Origin of the sequence: Aurantiacibacter xanthus (genome assembly GCF_003584015.1) — a bacterium.
GTDB classification, from domain to species: domain Bacteria; phylum Pseudomonadota; class Alphaproteobacteria; order Sphingomonadales; family Sphingomonadaceae; genus Alteraurantiacibacter; species Alteraurantiacibacter xanthus.
This window is the reverse complement of sequence record NZ_QXFM01000111.1, coordinates 57,924-74,416: the sequence shown is the minus strand read 5'-3', so window position 1 is coordinate 74,416 and position 16,493 is coordinate 57,924. Positions and strand designations below refer to the sequence as shown.

The following is a 16,493-nucleotide window of genomic DNA, read 5'->3' as shown; positions in this document are numbered from 1 at the left end:
GCGCCGCCGAGCAGCATGGCAGGATTGAGTTCGAGGAGGCGCGCAGCCGTCAGATCCTGACGCGATTCCATGTCGTAGACACGGCCGATCACCAGATAGCGCGCGGACGCATCGACATAGAAGAGATTGCTGCCGGCAACGACCTCACAAAGGCCACCGATCCGTGCGCAGTCGACCTTGGTGATCTCCGTCTTGGGCAGCCGCGCCTTGAGGAGGGCTGTGACCTTGTTGCCATCGGGCCAGGCAATATCGTTCGCAAATGCGACGCCGACACCGGCAAGCAGCAATGCGCCGGCGACAAGTCCAGCGTGAATGGAATAGCGCCGTAGCGGGAACCGGGGCTCAGTTGCGGACATAGGCGCCCTCCAGGAAAACGATCTCGACATCGATGCCCGTCGGCATCTCGATTACCGGCTGATATTGTTCGGCACGCTCGATCAGATATTGCGAGACCATGTCGCCGGTTTGCGCGACCCCCTCGCCGAATCCGCCCTCAAGGATTTCTCCGGTTGAAAGCCGCTGGCGTTTACCATCCGTCGAAATGTTGGTTCCGGAGAGAAGGGAACTCGTATTGGCGCTGAAGCCGCGGCCGAACCCACCGACCAGCCCGGCGAGAAACGCCTGGGTGACAAGGGAGCCTTCCCGGCTCACGACACGTCCGCGTACGCCGGTCTTTCCAGCGAAGGCGATGAAACCCTTTACTTCGGACACAGCGACACGGCCGCCAGGCTGCTCGCAGGTCATTTTCTGGAGTTTCACGTAGACTTTCTCGGACGAAAGATCGCCGCGCGCCGCGCCATTGACCAGGCAGCCCTCAATCCGTGTCGTCAGCACACGTCCGTTCTGGACGACCGAACGTGCCGGGCCCGTGATGCGCAGGACTACCGGGAGCGGATCGGTCTGGCTGTTGACGCCAGCACCTGCATCGACGCCGACGATGACACGCGCCGAAGCGAAGCTGTTCGGCGGCAGATAGTCGGGACTGTCCGAATAGACCGTGTTGCCGCGCTCGACGCGCGCGGCTCCGCCTGTCTCAAAGGCCACCACCTTCACCTGAGACACAGGCGTGGCGGCAAGAGCCGCAGTTCCGGGAGGCTGCTGATAGGTGCCCGGCGAACCCGAACCGTACATCGCTGCGGGTCCAGGCGCGGGCGTCACTGGGGGGGCGGCCCTTGCCGCGTTTACTTGCGCGCGCAGCTGTTCGTTTTCCTGCTGATAGGCGCTGAGCACCCGCTGGCCGTCGGCGGCCATCGACTGGTTCTGGCTCTGGAGGGCTGATACCTGCTGTGCGAGCTGGTCAATCCGCTGCTGCTGCATCCCAACCGACTTCAGCTGGTTTTCGGTGGACTGGAAACGGTTTTCCGAGGCGGCCATCCATTCGCGCTCGGATATGTTGCGATTGACCATATCATCGGTGGCAATCTTTACGTCCTGCGCGCCGGAGGTTTCGGCGTCGGGCGTGTCACCATCGTCAAAGATCCAGAAGGCCGACGCGATCAGAAGGACACCGGAAGCGCCGCCCAACAGCAGGCGCTGCCTGCGGCGCACGGCCTCGTTGCCCGCAAGATCGTCACCAACCGGAGAAATGTCCGCGGCGTCGAGCGGCTTGCGCTCGCGTGAGAAAAGCGTGCGCAGGTTCATGGCCGTTCCCCGGTACGAGTGACGAGATAGGCAGTGGTCACCTGGCCGGGCGCCAGGCGCGGCTCGGCGACCGAAACGGCAACCGCACTCGCAGGCGCTATCGTTGCGCCGTCGAGTTCGACCGTCTCCTTTCCGCGATTTTCGATCCGCAGCACCCGGCCGTTGAGTTCGGCGCCGCGATACTCCGCGATCATCTGCACCCGCAGCGTGCCGACCTGCACCGGACTGCGCACCGACTGGCGCATCTGGTAGCCGTAGATGACCGATTGCGAATACATCGCTTGCACCAGAGCCGCAGCCTCTTCGCGCGGTTCCACGCGGGCACGCGTCGCGGCAGGAGCGCGCTCGCTCGCGATCGCCGGGTTGGAGATGAAGACCTGGACGGCATCCTCGCCTGCGATGCGGCAGACGAGCTTGTAGACATAGCCGCGCTTCGATGTGGCGAAGAAGGAGAGCGAGGGCCGCGAATAGCCTTCGGGAACCGAGAGATAGATATCGCCGCGCACCGGTTCGTTGACCACAGTGAAATCTTCGGCGGGATTGCCCGTCGAGACCTTCGAGACCGAGGCGAACTGGTCTTCCACGAGGCTGATGCGGGTGAGATCGCGCGACGATGCCGCACAATCGACCCGCGACCCGTCGGCCGCCATCACCGTCTGATCTGCCCATGCTGGCCCGGTAAAGGCCAGGCTCGCGCCGATCGCCAGCAGCACGGCACCTGCTCCGCGGCTCATCAGGCACCAGGACCGCGATGAAAGTGCAGTGCCTGCCGCAAGCGTGCCGATCGCCCACATGACCATCAGCTCTTCTCCCCCGGCTTGTCGGTGACCATGCCGAAGCCGACCAGCTTGAGGCTGAGTCCGGTATAGTCCCAGGTGTAACGGAACCGCCGGTTCTCGACCGAGATGACTCGGTTGCCGACGATCGTCTGCAACTCGCCTGCCACTTCGGAAACCAGCGCTTTGGGATCGACCTTCATCGACTGGATCGTGAAGGTTTGCGAAATACTCGAGCCGCGTTGCTCGTCGAGGATCTTCAGGAGTTCGCCCTTGACCGCGCCTTGCGAGCCGGGATGAGTGACCTCGAGTACCTCGTTCATCCAGTATTCGAGGTTACGTGGGCTGCGATTCAACGTGAGCACGGCGACGTCGCGCGTGATCATCTCTAGATAGTCCTTCGACACCCCGGCGCTGCTCACGGTCAGATTCGAGCGCAGGACGGGCTGGAGCACGATCTCGCGGTCGCGGGTCGAAGCGATGAGGAAGAGCACGATGACGAGGGCGCCGAGAAGCAGCGTGGCGAGCGCAAGGAGGTTGCGCTGCCTGAGTACGCGCTGGCCTTGGGCGTGGCTGTAGCCGAGCTCCATGTCAGCCCGCCATCAGCCGAAGGTAGGAGGGTGGTGTCGCCCGGAGACCCAGGAAGCCTGCCGGCAAATACCAGTAAGCCAGATGGATCAGCCAGGAGGCCGCGCGTCCGGACTTCGCCTTTCTCAACCCCCACCAGCCAGCAAACGCCAGAAATAGACCGATAAGGATATGCTGGGTCAGGACGCCCCACGCGAAGGGAATGACCATCGCGAGGAACTCGTCCAGCGTCCAGAGCCCGATCAATTCGGGATCATCCAGATGCGCCGGAATGACGTAAGTGTCGGCCGCCATACACCACCCCCCTGTTGACCGGCGCGCCGCGGCTGACGGCGACCGGCAACGGCTGTCAGTTGATCAGATCGTTGCGGTGACCGTGGAGGTGACGATCGGAATACCGGTGCCGGCACCGACGCCCACGCCGACCGGGATAGCCACCTGGCCGAGGCTGAAGCGCCCGGAAGCCAGGCCAACGATGCCGCCGGCAAGCGAAAGCACGGTGATGATCTTGCCGCCCGAGCCTTCGAGGAAGTCGGTGAACTTGGTCAGAGCCGTGTTGAAGGTCGTGTCGGCACCTGCATAGGCGGTGCTCGCCCAGAAGAACGTGAAGAGCACCAGCGCGAGCACCAGCAGGACGAACTCGGCGTGGCCTGATTTCTTGATTGCGGTCTCGGTCATATCGATCCCTTTCGAGGCATTGGGAGAGGCATGTTCGCCGCGCCCTCCATGAAGACTTGCGAGGATCGTGCACCGACGACAGCATCGGTTGCCGGAGAAGCGGACTTTCTTCCGATTTTGCGATGAATCGTTAATACTGTCCCGATATACCGGACATGGGGTAAGTGTGAGCGGGACAGATCGGTGAGCTTTTTGGGACAAGCTGTCCGGGATTTAGGGACACCGGCGAATCGGGTAATCTACTCTAATATGAGTCGCTTCGCCGGGACGGCCGATCGCTCGGCCAACTCCGTGACGGAAGCGTCCATTTCGGAGGGAAGCTGACGATGCCGGGCCGTTCTCGCAGCTATGCGCTCAATATATCGGCGGAGCTTTTCAAGCTCACCACCGAGAGCATAAGGCTGCATTCGAATGAAACGCTTCGCTACCAGACGCTCGCCCAGCTCCTGACGAAGCGTATCAACAACCCAGCGATAACCGATAGTCTCGATCCCGAGCAATTGCGCCAATACCTCGATGATCTGCCCACCCGCGGAAACGTTCGCATCCATCTCAATATCTCTCGGACCAGCGCGGATTCGCTGGTGGAAATCAAGAAACATCTCTCCCGCGAAATCGGTGGCAATTTGACCATCAGCGACGCGATCGCGCTCTTGATTTGCGACTACTTGGTCAAACAGAGTGCAACGCGCGTTCTTCCAAAAATCGGCCTTGGCGACTCGGGCCGTTCTGAGTCGCCCAAAAAATGATTGCCCTTCGCCGAACGTGAATCGCAATGCCAACGGCCGTAACTGGTGTCGTTGCGAAAGCCCGCTGCACCTTGCGAGAATCAGCAATTTATGATTTTGTTAGGAAGTTCTGACGGCGCGGCGAGGGGACCACGCATGTCCTCAACGGACGACCCGGATCACACAGCGATCGACACGAGAACGGCCGACGGTCGGAATGGATATGTTGAACTGATCCTTCGCATGATGCGTGTTCATCGGGTCAGCTTGCGCACGCTTGAGCGCCGAACAGGTATCGGGAAATCAAGGCTCGGACTGCTTCTGCACAGCGATCCGGCGCGCCGCCCGTCCATAACCTTCGACGAACTGAAGGCGCTATTCGCCGCACTCGACATTGACGTGTTTGAAGCTGTCATCTGCGTGGAGGCTTTCAACGATATCGACGTGCTCGATGCGCCGCGCCATCGCTCGGTAATCGCCTTGTTGCGAGTGGTGTTCCGCTATCTCCCAGTTGAGCTCCTTGCCGCGCTTGAAGAGTTTGACCACATTGATGGCTCCGATGTCCGCCCGGAATGGGCGGCCGGACTGCAGCGTGCTGTGGTCAGGAGATTGGTAAGCGAAATCACACGGATTGCAGCCGAGCGCGCGATCGGATGGGATCGCGAAATCTGACGAATGCTAGAAGATCTGTAGTGAGGCCACTCGCGCTGGCCTGGTTGGCACAATTGAGACCGCCGGGGAGCCAGCGAAGTCGCCAATCGCAAGAACCTGATGGCGGCCAGCCAGACGAGCCCACTTGTCCAGGACGTTGCGGACATAGGCTTTCGTCTCGGCGATCGGTGGGATTTGTCCGCCCTTTACACGTCCTGGTCCCGCATTATAGGCAGCAAGCGCAAGATGCACCTTGCCGAACCGGTCGAGCTGCGCGCGAAGATAACGCGCACCGCCGCGCAGGTTCTGGACCGGATCATAGCGGTCGACACCAAGATCCCCTGCTGTTCCTGGCATGAGTTGTGTAAGTCCATAAGCTTGCTTTGAGGAGATTGCTCTCGGATTGTAGGCGCTTTCGGTCAGGACCAATGCATCGAAAAGGCCGACGGGAATCCCAGCATCACAAGCCGCCGCACTCATCGCTGTGTAAGCGGCGCGACGACGATCCTCGATGTCGTGTGCTAGGAAGCCCACTGGGCGGTATGGAACGGTTATGCAGTCCGACGGGATATAGCGCCCCTCTTCCGGCCACATGGAAAGCAGGGGCGGCCTCATCCATGCTGGTACTGCGATATCGGAAAAAGGGGCGAGTGCATCCCACCGTATCACGTCTCCACCCTCCACAGCCAACGCGCCGAAGCTTGCCAGCATGGCATCACTGGTCCGCGTCCTCGTGAGATCGAGCAGGTGAAAACCGCCTGCAGCGGTAGTCTGCTGTGAATTTTCTTCCTGTTCCTGCATTTCGTCGGCCGCGCTCGGACCCATGCGGACGATCTCAACGATACGCGTTGATCCGCCGCTGGCGAGCGCGGGAGCGGGAAGCGCAAGCGCGGCTATCACCGCCGGGATTATATGTTTCATCATATGGGAGAACCCTGTTTCGTCGGCGTGCCAGAGACAATGCTCGTGCTCACGGCAAGACTGTCAACCCCAGGGCATCGCGGGCTATCTGGGGACCGAGTGGTTATCCGCCAATAGAGGCTTCGGCGATGAAATAGAGCGCCTGGGTGGCACCAACCCAGGCTTCGACACGGATGAGAGGGTCAGAATCGGCGGCATCCTCGGGGAGATCCGCCTCCGCCCAATGGTCGTCGACATAGCGAACGAGCGCCTCCAGCGCCGCACTGTCGCTATCATGAAGCGAAAGATACTCGCGCTCCTGACGGGAGATGAACAAGAGGATGTGGCTCATCTGCGAGCTACGCCATAAAGAAAGGTGTCATCCGAGGTCTCGGAAGCCGCACCTGTCTTGGCTACATCGCCAATCATGGGTTCACCCAATCCTGGCCACGGGTTTCTACTGCTATCAGCGCGCATGCTCACCCGACTGGCTTTGACACAGTAATCTAATGGTCTGATCCCCGTGCGCACCCTCAAGCTATCGTAGGTCTGAATTTCGCAATTCGCGTATTTTCGTGTACGTTTGAAAACTTACTATGCTCGGCTTCATTCAATTCGCTAAGGCGGAGCGGGCATCTATCAGTGGCGGAGCAGATGCTTGGCACTATGGGATAGGTGCGATAGCATCTGCTCGCGAGCTTGATTTGGGCTGGATACCGATGGCGACGATGACATGGCTGTATTCGCTCGCCGCGACCTTGCCGTCCTTCCCCTTGATCTTCGCGCTGACGCCCTGGGCGCCGGCCTTGAGCTCTTCCACGCCGGCACCCGTCTGGATCGCGATGCCCTGCTTGGTAAGCGCCTTTTCGAGGAAGGCAGACACATCCTCCACCGGCACGATCCGGTCGAGCACTCGACCACGGTAACTTCGGCGCCCATATCGTTGTAGAAGCTGGCGAATTCGATGCCGATCGCGCCCGAGCCGATCACCAGCAGCTTGGTCGGCATTTCCGGTGGGACCATCGCATGGCGATAGGTCCACACCCGCTTGCCATCCGCCGGGGCGAACAGCAGGTCACGCGCCCGCACGCCGGTGGCGACGATAATGTGCTTCGCGCTGAGGGTTTCCGTGCCCTTCTCGCCCTTCACTTCCAGCGTGGTGGCGGTTTTCAGCGTCCCTTCGCCGATATGCACCGCGATCTTGTTCTTCTTCATCAGATGTGTGATGCCCTGGTTGAGCTGCTTCGCCACGCCCCGGCTGCGCTTCACCACCGCATCGAGATCTGCGCTGATCTTCTCCGCCGCCAGCCCGTAATCCTTGGCATGTTGCATGTAATGGAAGATCTCCGCCGAACGCAGCAGCGCCTTGGTGGGGATGCAGCCCCAGTTGAGGCAGATACCGCCCAGCAGCTCCCGCTCCACGATCGCGGCTTTGAGACCGAGCTGGCTCGCCCGGATCGCCGCCACATAGCCGCCGGGGCCGGAACCGAGAACGATGACGTCGTAGCTTTCGGACATTGAACCCTCCGATTGATCGTATTCGGGGCTCAGGCCAACAGACCCAGGGGCTTTTCCACCAGCTCGCGGAAAGCGGTCATGAGCTGGGCGCCATCCGCACCATCGATGGCGCGATGGTCGAAGCTGCCGGTGACGGACATGACGGTGGCGACACCGAGCTGGCCATCCTCCAACACCCAGGGCCGCTTCTCGCCCGCACCGATGGCCATGATCATGCCCTGCGGCGGGTTGATCACCGCTTCGAACTGCTTGATCCCCATCATGCCCATATTGGAAAGGCTGGCGGTTCCGCCCTGATATTCGTGCGGTTGCAGCTTTCCGTCCTTGGCCCGGGCGGCGAGATCGCCGATCTCGGCCGATATCTGGGCCAGCCCCTTGGCCGAGGGATCGGTGACGATCGGGGTGATGAGCCCGCCGGGAATGCTGACGGCCACCGAAATATCCGCGCGCTTGTACTGGCGCATGACATCGCCCGCGAAGGACACGTTGCAGGCCGGAACCTGCATCAGGGCCAAGCCCAACGCCTTGATCAGCATATCGTTGACCGAAAGCTTGACCCCGCGCGACGTCAAGGCGTCGTTGAGTTCCGCACGCAGTTTGAGTAGTGCATCGAGACGCACGTCCACGGTCAGGTAGATGTGCGGCACCTGCTGCTTCGATTCGGTCAGACGGCGCGCAATCACCTTGCGCATGCTGGACAGCTTCACATCCTCAAACGGAATGCCGAAATCGGGCACAGCTTCGGTCAGCGGCCTGGAAACGGCCTGCGCTTCGGCGGCAGGAGCGCCCGGCCTCGTCGCTTCGACGTCGGCCTTCACGATCCGGCCATTGGGGCCGCTGCCCTTCACTGCCGCAAGATCGACGCCTTTCTGCTCGGCGATGCGCCGCGCGAGCGGCGAGGCGACGATCCGGTCGCCTTTCTGCGCCGGTGCGGCTGCGGCTTTCGAAGCGGGTGCGGGCGTTGGGGCAGGAGCGGGTTCGGATTGCGCCTCGGCTTTCGTTTCCTTGGGGGCTGGCTTTTCCTTGGCTTTCGGTGCCGGAGCAGCGGCTTCCTCGCCTTCTTCCCCCAGCGTGGCGATCACCGTGCCGACCTTCACGTCTTCGCTGCCTTCGGGAATGGCGATGGACAGGATCGTGCCCTCGTCCACCGCTTCGAATTCCATTGTCGCCTTGTCGGTTTCGATTTCCGCCAGGATATCGCCTGCCGAGACCGTATCGCCTTCCTTGACCAGCCACTTGGCCAGAGTGCCTTGCTCCATGGTGGGAGAGAGCGCGGGCATCTTGATATCGATCGGCATTTGGGAACTCCGGAATCTTCAACGGTAACAGACTTTTTTCACCGCCTCGATGACATCCCCAGCCTTGAGGAGTGCTGCCTTTTCCAGGTTTGCGGCATAAGGCAGCGGCACATCCTCGTTGGTCACGCGCTGCACGGGTGCATCGAGATCATCGAACCCGTCCTCCATAGCGATCGCGGAAATCTCGGACGCGATCGAGCACACCGGCCAGCCTTCCTCGACCACCACCATGCGGTTGGTCTTTTTTAGGCTTTCCAGCACAGTTGCCTTGTCGAGCGGACGCAGCGTGCGCAGGTCGATGACTTCCGCCTCGATCCCATCGCTCGCTAGCGTCTCGGCGGCCTCCAGAGCGATCCCCACCCCTATAGAGTAGGATACGAGCGTCACGTCCCTGCCCTTTCGGACGATCCGCGCCTTGCCGATCGGCAGGACCCAGTCCTCCAGCTTCGGCACGTCGAAGACCCGGCCGTATGTCAGTTCGTTCTCGAGGAAAACCACTGGATCCTCGGACCGGATCGCAGCCTTGAGAAGCCCCTTGGCGTCAGCCGCGTCATAGGGTGCGATGACGATCAATCCAGGCACATTAGCGTACCAAGGGGCATAGTTCTGGCTGTGCTGCGCACCGACGCGGCTCGCCGCGCCATTGGGGCCGCGAAACACGATGGGGCAGCGCATCTGGCCGCCCGACATGTAGTTGGTCTTGGCAGCCGAATTTATGATGTGGTCGATCGCCTGCATGGCGAAGTTGAAGGTCATGAACTCCACGATGGGGCGTAGGCCGCCCATCGCCGCGCCGGTGCCGACGCCGGCAAAGCCGTATTCCGTGATCGGCGTGTCGATGACGCGCCGGTCGCCGAACTCGTCCAACAGGCCCTGCGTCACCTTGTAGGCACCCTGATATTGCGCCACTTCCTCGCCCATCACGAAAACGCGGTCGTCGGCCCGCATCTCCTCGGCCATCGCGTCGCGCAGCGCCTCGCGCACGGTGGTCTTGACCATCTCGGTGCCCGCGGGGATGTCCGGATCGGCGACGGTCGCCTGCGTCGGCGACACCACAAGCTGCTGGCCGCGGTTCTCCGCTCTTTGGGTTCCCGCGGATTCGGGTTTGGGTACGTCTCGCTTCTCCTCGTCGGCCGAAGCAGTTTCCGCGCCTTCTTCTGCGCCCTCGCCGGCGATCAGCGCGATTACCTCGCCCACCTTCACCCCGTCGGTGCCCTCAGCGACGACGATCTTCGCGACCGTGCCTTCGTCGACCGCCTCGAACTCCATCGTCGCCTTGTCGGTCTCGATCTCGGCCAGGATGTCGCCGGATTTAACCACGTCGCCTTCCGTGACCAGCCACTTGGTGAGCGTGCCTTCCTCCATGGTGGGAGAAAGCGCGGGCATCTTCAGTTCAATCGCCATCAATACTGTTCCACCAGCACGTCGGTATATAGTTCGAAAAGCTCCGGCTCCGGCGCCTGCTCGGCGAAATCGGCAGCGTCCTGCACGATCCGGCGAATGTCCTTCTCCAGCGTCTTCAGTTCGTCCTCGGAAACGCCGGCCGCCTCCAACTCTTTCTTGAGAAGCTCAATGGGGTCGGACTTTTCGCGCACCGCCTGCACCTCCTCGCGCGAGCGGTATTTGGCGGGATCAGACATGGAATGGCCGCGATAGCGGTAAGTCTTCAGTTCCAGGAGCACCGGCCCCTTGCCTCCCCGCACTCGTTCAAGCGCCACCTTGGCAGCGCCGTGCACCGCGAGCACGTCCATGCCGTCGACTTGCATCCCGGGGATGCGGAAGCTCTCGCCCCGGCGATACAACTGGTCCTCAGCTGAGGCGCGGTTGACGCTGGTGCCCATGGCGTACTGGTTGTTCTCGATCACGAAGATGATCGGCAGCTTCCATAGCTCGGCCATGTTGAAGCTCTCGTACACCTGGCCCTGGTTGGCCGCGCCGTCGCCAAAATAGGCCAGGCAGACTCCGCCATCCCCGGTATATTTGTGCTTGAACGCCAAACCGGTGCCGAGACTGACCTGCGCGCCGACTATGCCATGGCCGCCGTAGAAGCCATGCTCGACCGAGAACATGTGCATCGAGCCACCCTTGCCGCGCGAGATGCCGGCGGCACGACCGGTCAATTCGGCCATGATCACCTTCGGGTCGATGCCGTAAGCGAGCATGTGGCCATGATCGCGATAGCCGGTGATGACGCTGTCCTTGCCCACCGTCATCGCCGACTGGAGGCCAACCGCCACCGCTTCCTGTCCGATATAGAGATGGCAGAAGCCGCCGATGAGGCCGAGGCCGTAAAGCTGGCCGGCTCTTTCCTCGAAGCGCCGGATGAGGATCATCTGACGATAAAGATCGATCATTTCCTCTTTGCTTGCCTGGTAGCGTGCAACAGGCGGGAGATCTTCCTGGTTGGACGACGAGGGCGACGGGAGGAAATTCTTGCGAGATCGGCGTCGTGCAGGTTTTTCGTCGGTTGACTGAAGTTCAGACACAGGGATTTCTTCTCCTATGGTGCTCGCAGGCGGATTGGCGGACAATTGGACACCGTCTCGGTTCGATGGCCTTGCCGCAAAACGACGACCTTCCTCGAGAAGCGAAATCTAATTGAAATCTTCCGAATCCATGGTCTTTTGCATCGCGTCTGGATAGCGAGGGCCTGCCACCGTCCGCTGGTTGATCAGCCCGTCCAGCTCGTCGAGAACGGCCTGATCGGGACGCCAGCCCGGCCGCCCAATATTTTCCCCGAGATGTTCCAGCTTGGAAGTGCCGGGAATGGCGTGAACATGCTCTCCCCGCGAGAGGACCCACGCCAGCGCCAACTGGGCTGGCGATACCCCTTGTCTGGCGGCGACGAGATTGAAGCTTTCCGCCAGCGAGAGATTTATGGGCCAGTTCTGGGCACTGAAGCGCGGATGACCGCGGCGGATATCGTGCTCGCCGAGCGTGGATGGATCGCGCACGCCGTTGGCGAAGACGCCACGCCCAAGCGGTGAAAAAGCGACGAGGGCAACGCCAAGCTCGCGCGATGCGGACAGCATGGCGATCTCAGGATTGCGGGTCCACAGCGAGTATTCAACCTGCACGGCCGCCACCGGATGCACTGCGTGGGCTGTGCGGAGCGTTTCGGCGCTCATCTCCGAGAGGCCGTAACCGCCGATCTTGCCCTCGCGAACGAGTTCACCCATCGCGCCCGCCCATTCCTCGATTGGGACGGTGAAATCGCGACGGTGCAGGTAGTAGAGGTCGATAAAGTCGGTCCGGAGCGCCTTCAGGCTTTCTTCGCAGCTGCGCCTGATCGTTGCGGGGCTGCAATCGACCCAGCGTTTGGTCCCTTCGGCGAATAGCCCGGTCTTTGATGCGAGGAAGAACTCCGCGCGCCGTCCTTTCAGCGCCTCGCCAAGCAGCGTCTCGTTACCGCCATTCGCGTAAAGCCGCGCGGTGTCGAGATGCTCGTAGCCAAGGTCGAGCGCCCGATTGAGCAACCGCGCGGAGTCCTCCTGTGTTGGCGGTGCCGCATAGGCCCAGCTAAGGTTCATGCAGCCGAGGCCGATCGGCGAGATCGACCGGCCCACCAATGGTCGTTTCACGACCATCCGTCTCGCTTTTCAAAGCTGTCGGCGAGTTCTCCGAGCACACGATAGCAATCAAAAACCTGCCCGACCGAGCTGTTCGGCTCGCGCCCTTCGCGGATCGCTGCGATGAATTCGCGATCCTGCAGCTCAATCCCGTTCATGGAGACGTCGACATTCGAGACGTCGATCGCCTCCTCTCTGCCGTTCACCAGATCATCGTATCGCGCGATGTAGGTGCCGTTGTCACAGATATATCGAAAATAGGTGCCAAGCGGCCCATCGTTGTTGAAACTCAGCGAAAGGGTGCAGAGCGCGCCCGTCTCGCTCTTGAGCTGGATCGACATGTCCATGGCGATGCCCAGTTCGGGGTGGACCGGTCCCTGCATGGCATGGGCCTCGACGATCTTTCCCGCCTGATAGGCGAACAGGTCGACCGTATGCGCGGCATGGTGCCACAGCAGATGGTCCGTCCAGCTGCGGGGTTCGCCCTTGGCGTTGATGTTCGTGCGGCGGAAGAAATAGGTCTGAACATCCATCTGCTGGACGTTCAGCTCCCCTGCCCTGATACGCTTATGCACATATTGATGCGACGGGTTGAAGCGGCGCGTGTGCCCGACCATGCAAACGAGGCCGGTTTCCTTCTGTTTCGCCAGCACCGCTTGCGCATCGGCCCAACTGTCGGCCAGCGGAATCTCCACCTCGACATGCTTGCCCGCCTCCATGCAGGCAATGGCCTGCGCGGCGTGCATCTGCGTCGGCGTGGCCAGGATGACAGCGTCGACATCATCGCGAGCCAAAGTTTCATCCAGATCCGTCGTGACGTGACCGATGCCGTATTTCTCGGCGACCACCCTGGTTGGCGCGAGCTCACGACCGACGAGCGAGGTAACGGTGACGCCGTCGATATTCTTCAGGCCGTCGAGGTGCTTTTCACCAAAGGCGCCGGCACCGGCCATGGCAATGCGCATGAGAGGTCTCCTTGTCAGGGGTCAGGCCGCGGGCTCGAGTACCAGATGCCCGACCGCGGTGTTGGAAGCAGGAACATGGTAATGGCGGTGCAACGGCCGGACCTTGCGCCCCAGCGCGCCCCGCATGATCAGCCACATCACCATTTCGATGCCTTCCGACCCGGTTTCGCGCAGGTATTCGATATGCGAGATGGCGCGTAGCGCTTCGCCGTCATCCTCGCTCATTAGGTCGAGGAAGCGATTGTCCCATTCGGGGTTGATGAGCCCCGCACGCGGACCCTGCAGCTGGTGGCTCATGCCGCCCGTGCCCCAGACCTGCACGTTCAGATCCTCGGGGAAGCTTTCCACCGCCCGGGCAATCGCTTCGCCCAGCAGCCAGCAGCGATTGCCGGAGGGCGGCGGATAGGTGACCACGTTCACCGCGAGCGGAATGACCTTCACCGGCCATGCTTCAGGCTGGCCGAACAGCAGGCTCAGAGGCACAGTCAAGCCATGATCGACATCCATCTCATTGATGATCGTCATGTCGAACTCGTCGAGGATCAGGCTCTGCGCGATATGCCAGGCAAGGTCGGCATGGCCTTCCACATCCGGCACCGGACGCGGCCCCCAGCCCTCGTCGCAAATCCCGAAGCGATCCGCGCAACCGATGGCGAAGGTCGGGATGATCTTCATGTCGAAGGCGCTCGCGTGATCGTTGTAGACCAGGATCACGACATCGGGCTTTTCCCGCGCGATCCATTGTTTCGACCACTCATAGCCGGCAAACACCGGTTGCCAGTAGGGCTCAGCGGCCTTGCCATTGTCGATCGCCGCGCCGATGGCGGGAATATGGCTGGTCGTCAGCCCGGCGGTGATACGAGCCATCAGCGCTTCTCCTTTATGGAACGGACCCCTTCGGGCGAGCGGCCGCCTGCAAGCATCATTGCCTGATACTCGTCGACGCTCATGCCGGTCATGGTGCTGACCGCCTGGACGAAGGAAAGTCCGTCCGTCGAGAAGACCTTGGCCAGGAAATAGATGTTCGCGCCCAGGTCGAGCATGCGATTATAGTCGCGGTCGAGAATCGCCTGGCGCTGCTCCTCGGTCATCGGCCATTCGTCCAGATAGGCGCGTTCGTCGACCTTCCAGCGCTCCCGGTTTTCCGCCTTCATCAGGCTCATCGCGAACTGGTTCATCCAGTAACCCTTGCGCGCGCGCTTGGCCGTATAGACCCGGGTTCCGGGAATATCGTCGAACTCGGCGAGATAGGTGTGAATGTCCGTGCTCATAGCCCCCTCTCCTTCAACTGTCGGTCGAGCCTCGGGAAAACACGGCGCGCATTGCCTTCGAAGATCGCGTGGCGCTCCGCCTCGTTGATCTCGAGCGCGTCGATGTAACGCTTGGTGTCATCGAAGTAATGGCCGGTGGTCGGGTCGATTCCCCGCACCGCACCCACCATCTCGCTGCCGAACAGGATGTTCTTGTTCTCGATCACGTCCGCCATCAGGTCGATGCCCGGCTGGTGATAGACGCAGGTGTCGAAGAAGATGTTGTTCATCAGATGGGTGTCGAGCGACGGCTTCTTCAGCATGTCGGCGAGGCCCCGGTAGCGGCCCCAATGATAGGGCACCGCGCCGCCGCCATGCGGGATGATGAGGCGCAGGGTCGGGAAGTCCTTGAACAGGTCCCCTTCCAGCAATTGCATGAAGGCCACCGTGTCGGCCGCGATGTAATAGCCGCCCGTGGCGTGCATCGCCGGGTTGCAGCTTCCCGAGACGTGGATCATCGCCGGCACGTCCAGCTCCACCATCTTCTCGTAGAACGGATACCAGTAGCGGTCGGTCAGCGGCGGATGGGTGAAGTGACCGCCGCCCGGATCGGGGTTCAGGTTGCAGCCAATGAAGCCCAACTCCGTCACGCAACGTTCCAGCTCGGCGATCGAGTTGGCCATGTCTGCCTTGGGGCTCTGCGGCAGCATGCACACGCCGACGAAGGTTTCGGGGAACAGGCCGACCACGCGGGCGATCAGGTCGTTGCAGCGGATCGCCCATTCCTTCGCCACTGCCTCGTCGCCGACATGCGGCGCCATGGCCGAGGCGCGGGGAGAGAAGATGGTGAGGTCCGCGCCACGCTCCTTGATGAGGCGGAGCTGGTTCGCCTCGATCGTCTCGCGAATCTCATCGTCGGAAATATCGGGATAGGGCGGACAGGGCGTTCCGGCCTTGAATGCGGCCTTCTGTTCTTCGCGCCAGGCGTCGTGCCCCTTGGGAAGCACCGTGTAATGGCCGTGGCAGTCGATAATCAGCGTCATGCGGCATTTGCCTTTCCGTCCTTGTCCATCTCGCTTGCGATGCGGTCGATCTTGGCCGTCAGGCCCTCGGGCGGCATGACAATGTCGAGCAGGCCGATGCGCCGGTGCAGCGCGATGGCTGCCTGGGTCATTCCGCTGCCCGTGCCCAAGGCATCCAGCGTGGCGGCCACCTCCTCCATCTCCGCGGCGCGGCGCAGGCCGTGGATCATCATTCGGTCGAGATTATAGTCGGCCTTGGTTTCCCAGTCGGGGCCGAGCGAACCGAGCACTTCCGCGGTGACTCCGGCTTCCTCCGCCGCCAGAACGCATTCGGCGGTCAGCGCCTCGATACCCTTGACCATTACCGAGCGGATCATCTTAATTGCGGAGGCCTGACCGATCTCCTCGCCCACCACCCGGATGTTGGTGAAGCCAAGCCCTGCGAGGGCGGTTGCCGCCTGATCCGCTGCCGCCCCACTCAGCAGCAGCGGCGCGCCGAGCCTCCCCGGCTCGACGGGAGACATGATTGCTACGTCGACATAACGACCGCCGGCGCCTTCGACCGCCTCAGCAGCGCTCCGCTTGGTAGCAGGCGCAACACTGTTCATGTCGCAGAAAATGGCGCCGCTCTCGATTAGCGGCGCGACCGCGCGTGCGGCGGCCAGTGCCTGATCGGCCGTGACCAGAGACAGCACCAGCCTCGCGCCTGCGACCGCCTCGGCCAGCGTATTGCATCCCCTGATGCCCGCTACCGCATAGTCGACGCGCTTGTCGTTCGCGTGGACCGGGTCATCGGTCGCCACATCGAAGACGCGCGCGGAGGCAAACCACAGTCCAGCTTTCGCAAAGCTGCGGCCTGCTTCTCCAAAACCAATGACGGTGACGCCATGCTGATCCATGGGCCAACTC

General features: G+C 61.8%; 19 protein-coding genes and 1 pseudogene. 2 read left to right on the top strand and 18 right to left on the bottom strand.

The window, feature by feature from the left end:
• The 6 genes from D2V17_RS12715 to D2V17_RS12690 form a co-directional block, all read right to left on the bottom strand.
• Window positions 1-356 (bottom strand): disulfide isomerase DsbC N-terminal domain-containing protein (locus D2V17_RS12715; RefSeq protein ID WP_281270577.1); only part of this gene is annotated, 356 nt, incomplete at its 3' end.
• A complete protein-coding gene (locus D2V17_RS12710) occupies window positions 343-1,641 on the bottom strand; it encodes a TrbI/VirB10 family protein (protein WP_022684028.1) in 1,299 nt (432 codons plus the stop codon). The genes D2V17_RS12710 and D2V17_RS12715, both read right to left, overlap by 14 nt.
• Complete coding sequence (locus D2V17_RS12705) at window positions 1,638-2,441, bottom strand: type-F conjugative transfer system secretin TraK (RefSeq protein ID WP_022684027.1); 804 nt, start codon at window positions 2,439-2,441, stop codon at window positions 1,638-1,640. Before D2V17_RS12705 ends, D2V17_RS12710 begins: the two co-directional genes overlap by 4 nt.
• Window positions 2,441-3,007, bottom strand: coding sequence for a type IV conjugative transfer system protein TraE (locus D2V17_RS12700; RefSeq protein ID WP_022684026.1), 567 nt, complete (start codon window positions 3,005-3,007; stop codon window positions 2,441-2,443). Before D2V17_RS12700 ends, D2V17_RS12705 begins: the two co-directional genes overlap by 1 nt.
• 1 nt (window position 3,008) lies before the next feature.
• On the bottom strand, window positions 3,009-3,299 hold the full coding sequence (traL, locus tag D2V17_RS12695; protein ID WP_006960957.1) for a type IV conjugative transfer system protein TraL: 291 nt from the start codon (window positions 3,297-3,299) through the stop codon (window positions 3,009-3,011).
• A 63-nt stretch (window positions 3,300-3,362) separates the two neighbouring features.
• Entirely contained in the window at window positions 3,363-3,683 is a 321-nt protein-coding gene (locus D2V17_RS12690; RefSeq protein ID WP_022684025.1) for a TrbC/VirB2 family protein, read from the bottom strand.
• Window positions 3,684-4,009: 326 nt separating this feature from the next.
• Here D2V17_RS12690 and D2V17_RS12685 point away from each other — a divergent pair, with 326 nt between their 5' ends.
• Both D2V17_RS12685 and D2V17_RS12680 read left to right on the top strand, forming a co-directional pair.
• Window positions 4,010-4,432, top strand: a complete 423-nt coding sequence (locus D2V17_RS12685) for a hypothetical protein (protein ID WP_022684024.1) — start codon at window positions 4,010-4,012, stop codon at window positions 4,430-4,432.
• Between the two features lie 135 nt (window positions 4,433-4,567).
• Window positions 4,568-5,083 (top strand): helix-turn-helix domain-containing protein, encoded by a 516-nt coding sequence (locus D2V17_RS12680; protein WP_022684023.1) that lies wholly within the window; start codon window positions 4,568-4,570, stop codon window positions 5,081-5,083.
• A 6-nt stretch (window positions 5,084-5,089) separates the two neighbouring features.
• On the opposite strand, the gene D2V17_RS12675 is transcribed toward D2V17_RS12680, so the two are convergent.
• The 12 genes and pseudogenes from D2V17_RS12675 to D2V17_RS12620 all read right to left on the bottom strand — a co-directional run bounded on the left by D2V17_RS12675 (window position 5,090) and on the right by D2V17_RS12620 (window position 16,483).
• Window positions 5,090-5,983 (bottom strand): lytic transglycosylase domain-containing protein, encoded by an 894-nt coding sequence (locus D2V17_RS12675; RefSeq protein WP_245978703.1) that lies wholly within the window; start codon window positions 5,981-5,983, stop codon window positions 5,090-5,092.
• A gap of 103 nt (window positions 5,984-6,086) precedes the next feature.
• Window positions 6,087-6,314: a hypothetical protein gene (locus D2V17_RS12670; RefSeq protein WP_022684021.1), complete on the bottom strand. Its 228-nt coding sequence runs from the start codon at window positions 6,312-6,314 to the stop codon at window positions 6,087-6,089.
• Between the two features lie 348 nt (window positions 6,315-6,662).
• Window positions 6,663-7,480, bottom strand: a pseudogene (locus tag D2V17_RS12665) (FAD-dependent oxidoreductase); the annotation flags it as partial.
• Between the two features lie 29 nt (window positions 7,481-7,509).
• Entirely contained in the window at window positions 7,510-8,778 is a 1,269-nt protein-coding gene (locus tag D2V17_RS12660) for a pyruvate dehydrogenase complex dihydrolipoamide acetyltransferase (protein WP_022684020.1), read from the bottom strand.
• Window positions 8,779-8,796: 18 nt separating this feature from the next.
• On the bottom strand, window positions 8,797-10,182 hold the full coding sequence (locus D2V17_RS12655) for a pyruvate dehydrogenase complex E1 component subunit beta (protein WP_022684019.1): 1,386 nt from the start codon (window positions 10,180-10,182) through the stop codon (window positions 8,797-8,799).
• Complete coding sequence (gene pdhA, locus D2V17_RS12650) at window positions 10,182-11,270, bottom strand: pyruvate dehydrogenase (acetyl-transferring) E1 component subunit alpha (protein ID WP_420801836.1); 1,089 nt, start codon at window positions 11,268-11,270, stop codon at window positions 10,182-10,184. The genes D2V17_RS12655 and pdhA overlap by 1 nt, the downstream gene beginning before the upstream one ends.
• A 102-nt stretch (window positions 11,271-11,372) precedes the next feature.
• Complete coding sequence (locus D2V17_RS12645; protein ID WP_022684017.1) at window positions 11,373-12,365, bottom strand: aldo/keto reductase; 993 nt, start codon at window positions 12,363-12,365, stop codon at window positions 11,373-11,375.
• Window positions 12,356-13,312: a Gfo/Idh/MocA family oxidoreductase gene (locus D2V17_RS12640; protein WP_022684016.1), complete on the bottom strand. Its 957-nt coding sequence runs from the start codon at window positions 13,310-13,312 to the stop codon at window positions 12,356-12,358. The genes D2V17_RS12645 and D2V17_RS12640 overlap by 10 nt, the downstream gene beginning before the upstream one ends.
• Window positions 13,313-13,333: 21 nt before the next feature.
• Complete coding sequence (locus tag D2V17_RS12635; protein WP_022684015.1) at window positions 13,334-14,179, bottom strand: class III extradiol dioxygenase subunit beta; 846 nt, start codon at window positions 14,177-14,179, stop codon at window positions 13,334-13,336.
• Window positions 14,179-14,583: a protocatechuate 4,5-dioxygenase subunit alpha gene (gene ligA, locus D2V17_RS12630; protein WP_022684014.1), complete on the bottom strand. Its 405-nt coding sequence runs from the start codon at window positions 14,581-14,583 to the stop codon at window positions 14,179-14,181. Before ligA ends, D2V17_RS12635 begins: the two co-directional genes overlap by 1 nt.
• Entirely contained in the window at window positions 14,580-15,605 is a 1,026-nt protein-coding gene (locus tag D2V17_RS12625) for an amidohydrolase family protein (RefSeq protein WP_022684013.1), read from the bottom strand. Before D2V17_RS12625 ends, ligA begins: the two co-directional genes overlap by 4 nt.
• Window positions 15,602-16,483, bottom strand: coding sequence for an NAD(P)-dependent oxidoreductase (locus D2V17_RS12620; protein ID WP_022684012.1), 882 nt, complete (start codon window positions 16,481-16,483; stop codon window positions 15,602-15,604). The genes D2V17_RS12625 and D2V17_RS12620 overlap by 4 nt, the downstream gene beginning before the upstream one ends.
• Window positions 16,484-16,493 lie beyond the last annotated feature (10 nt).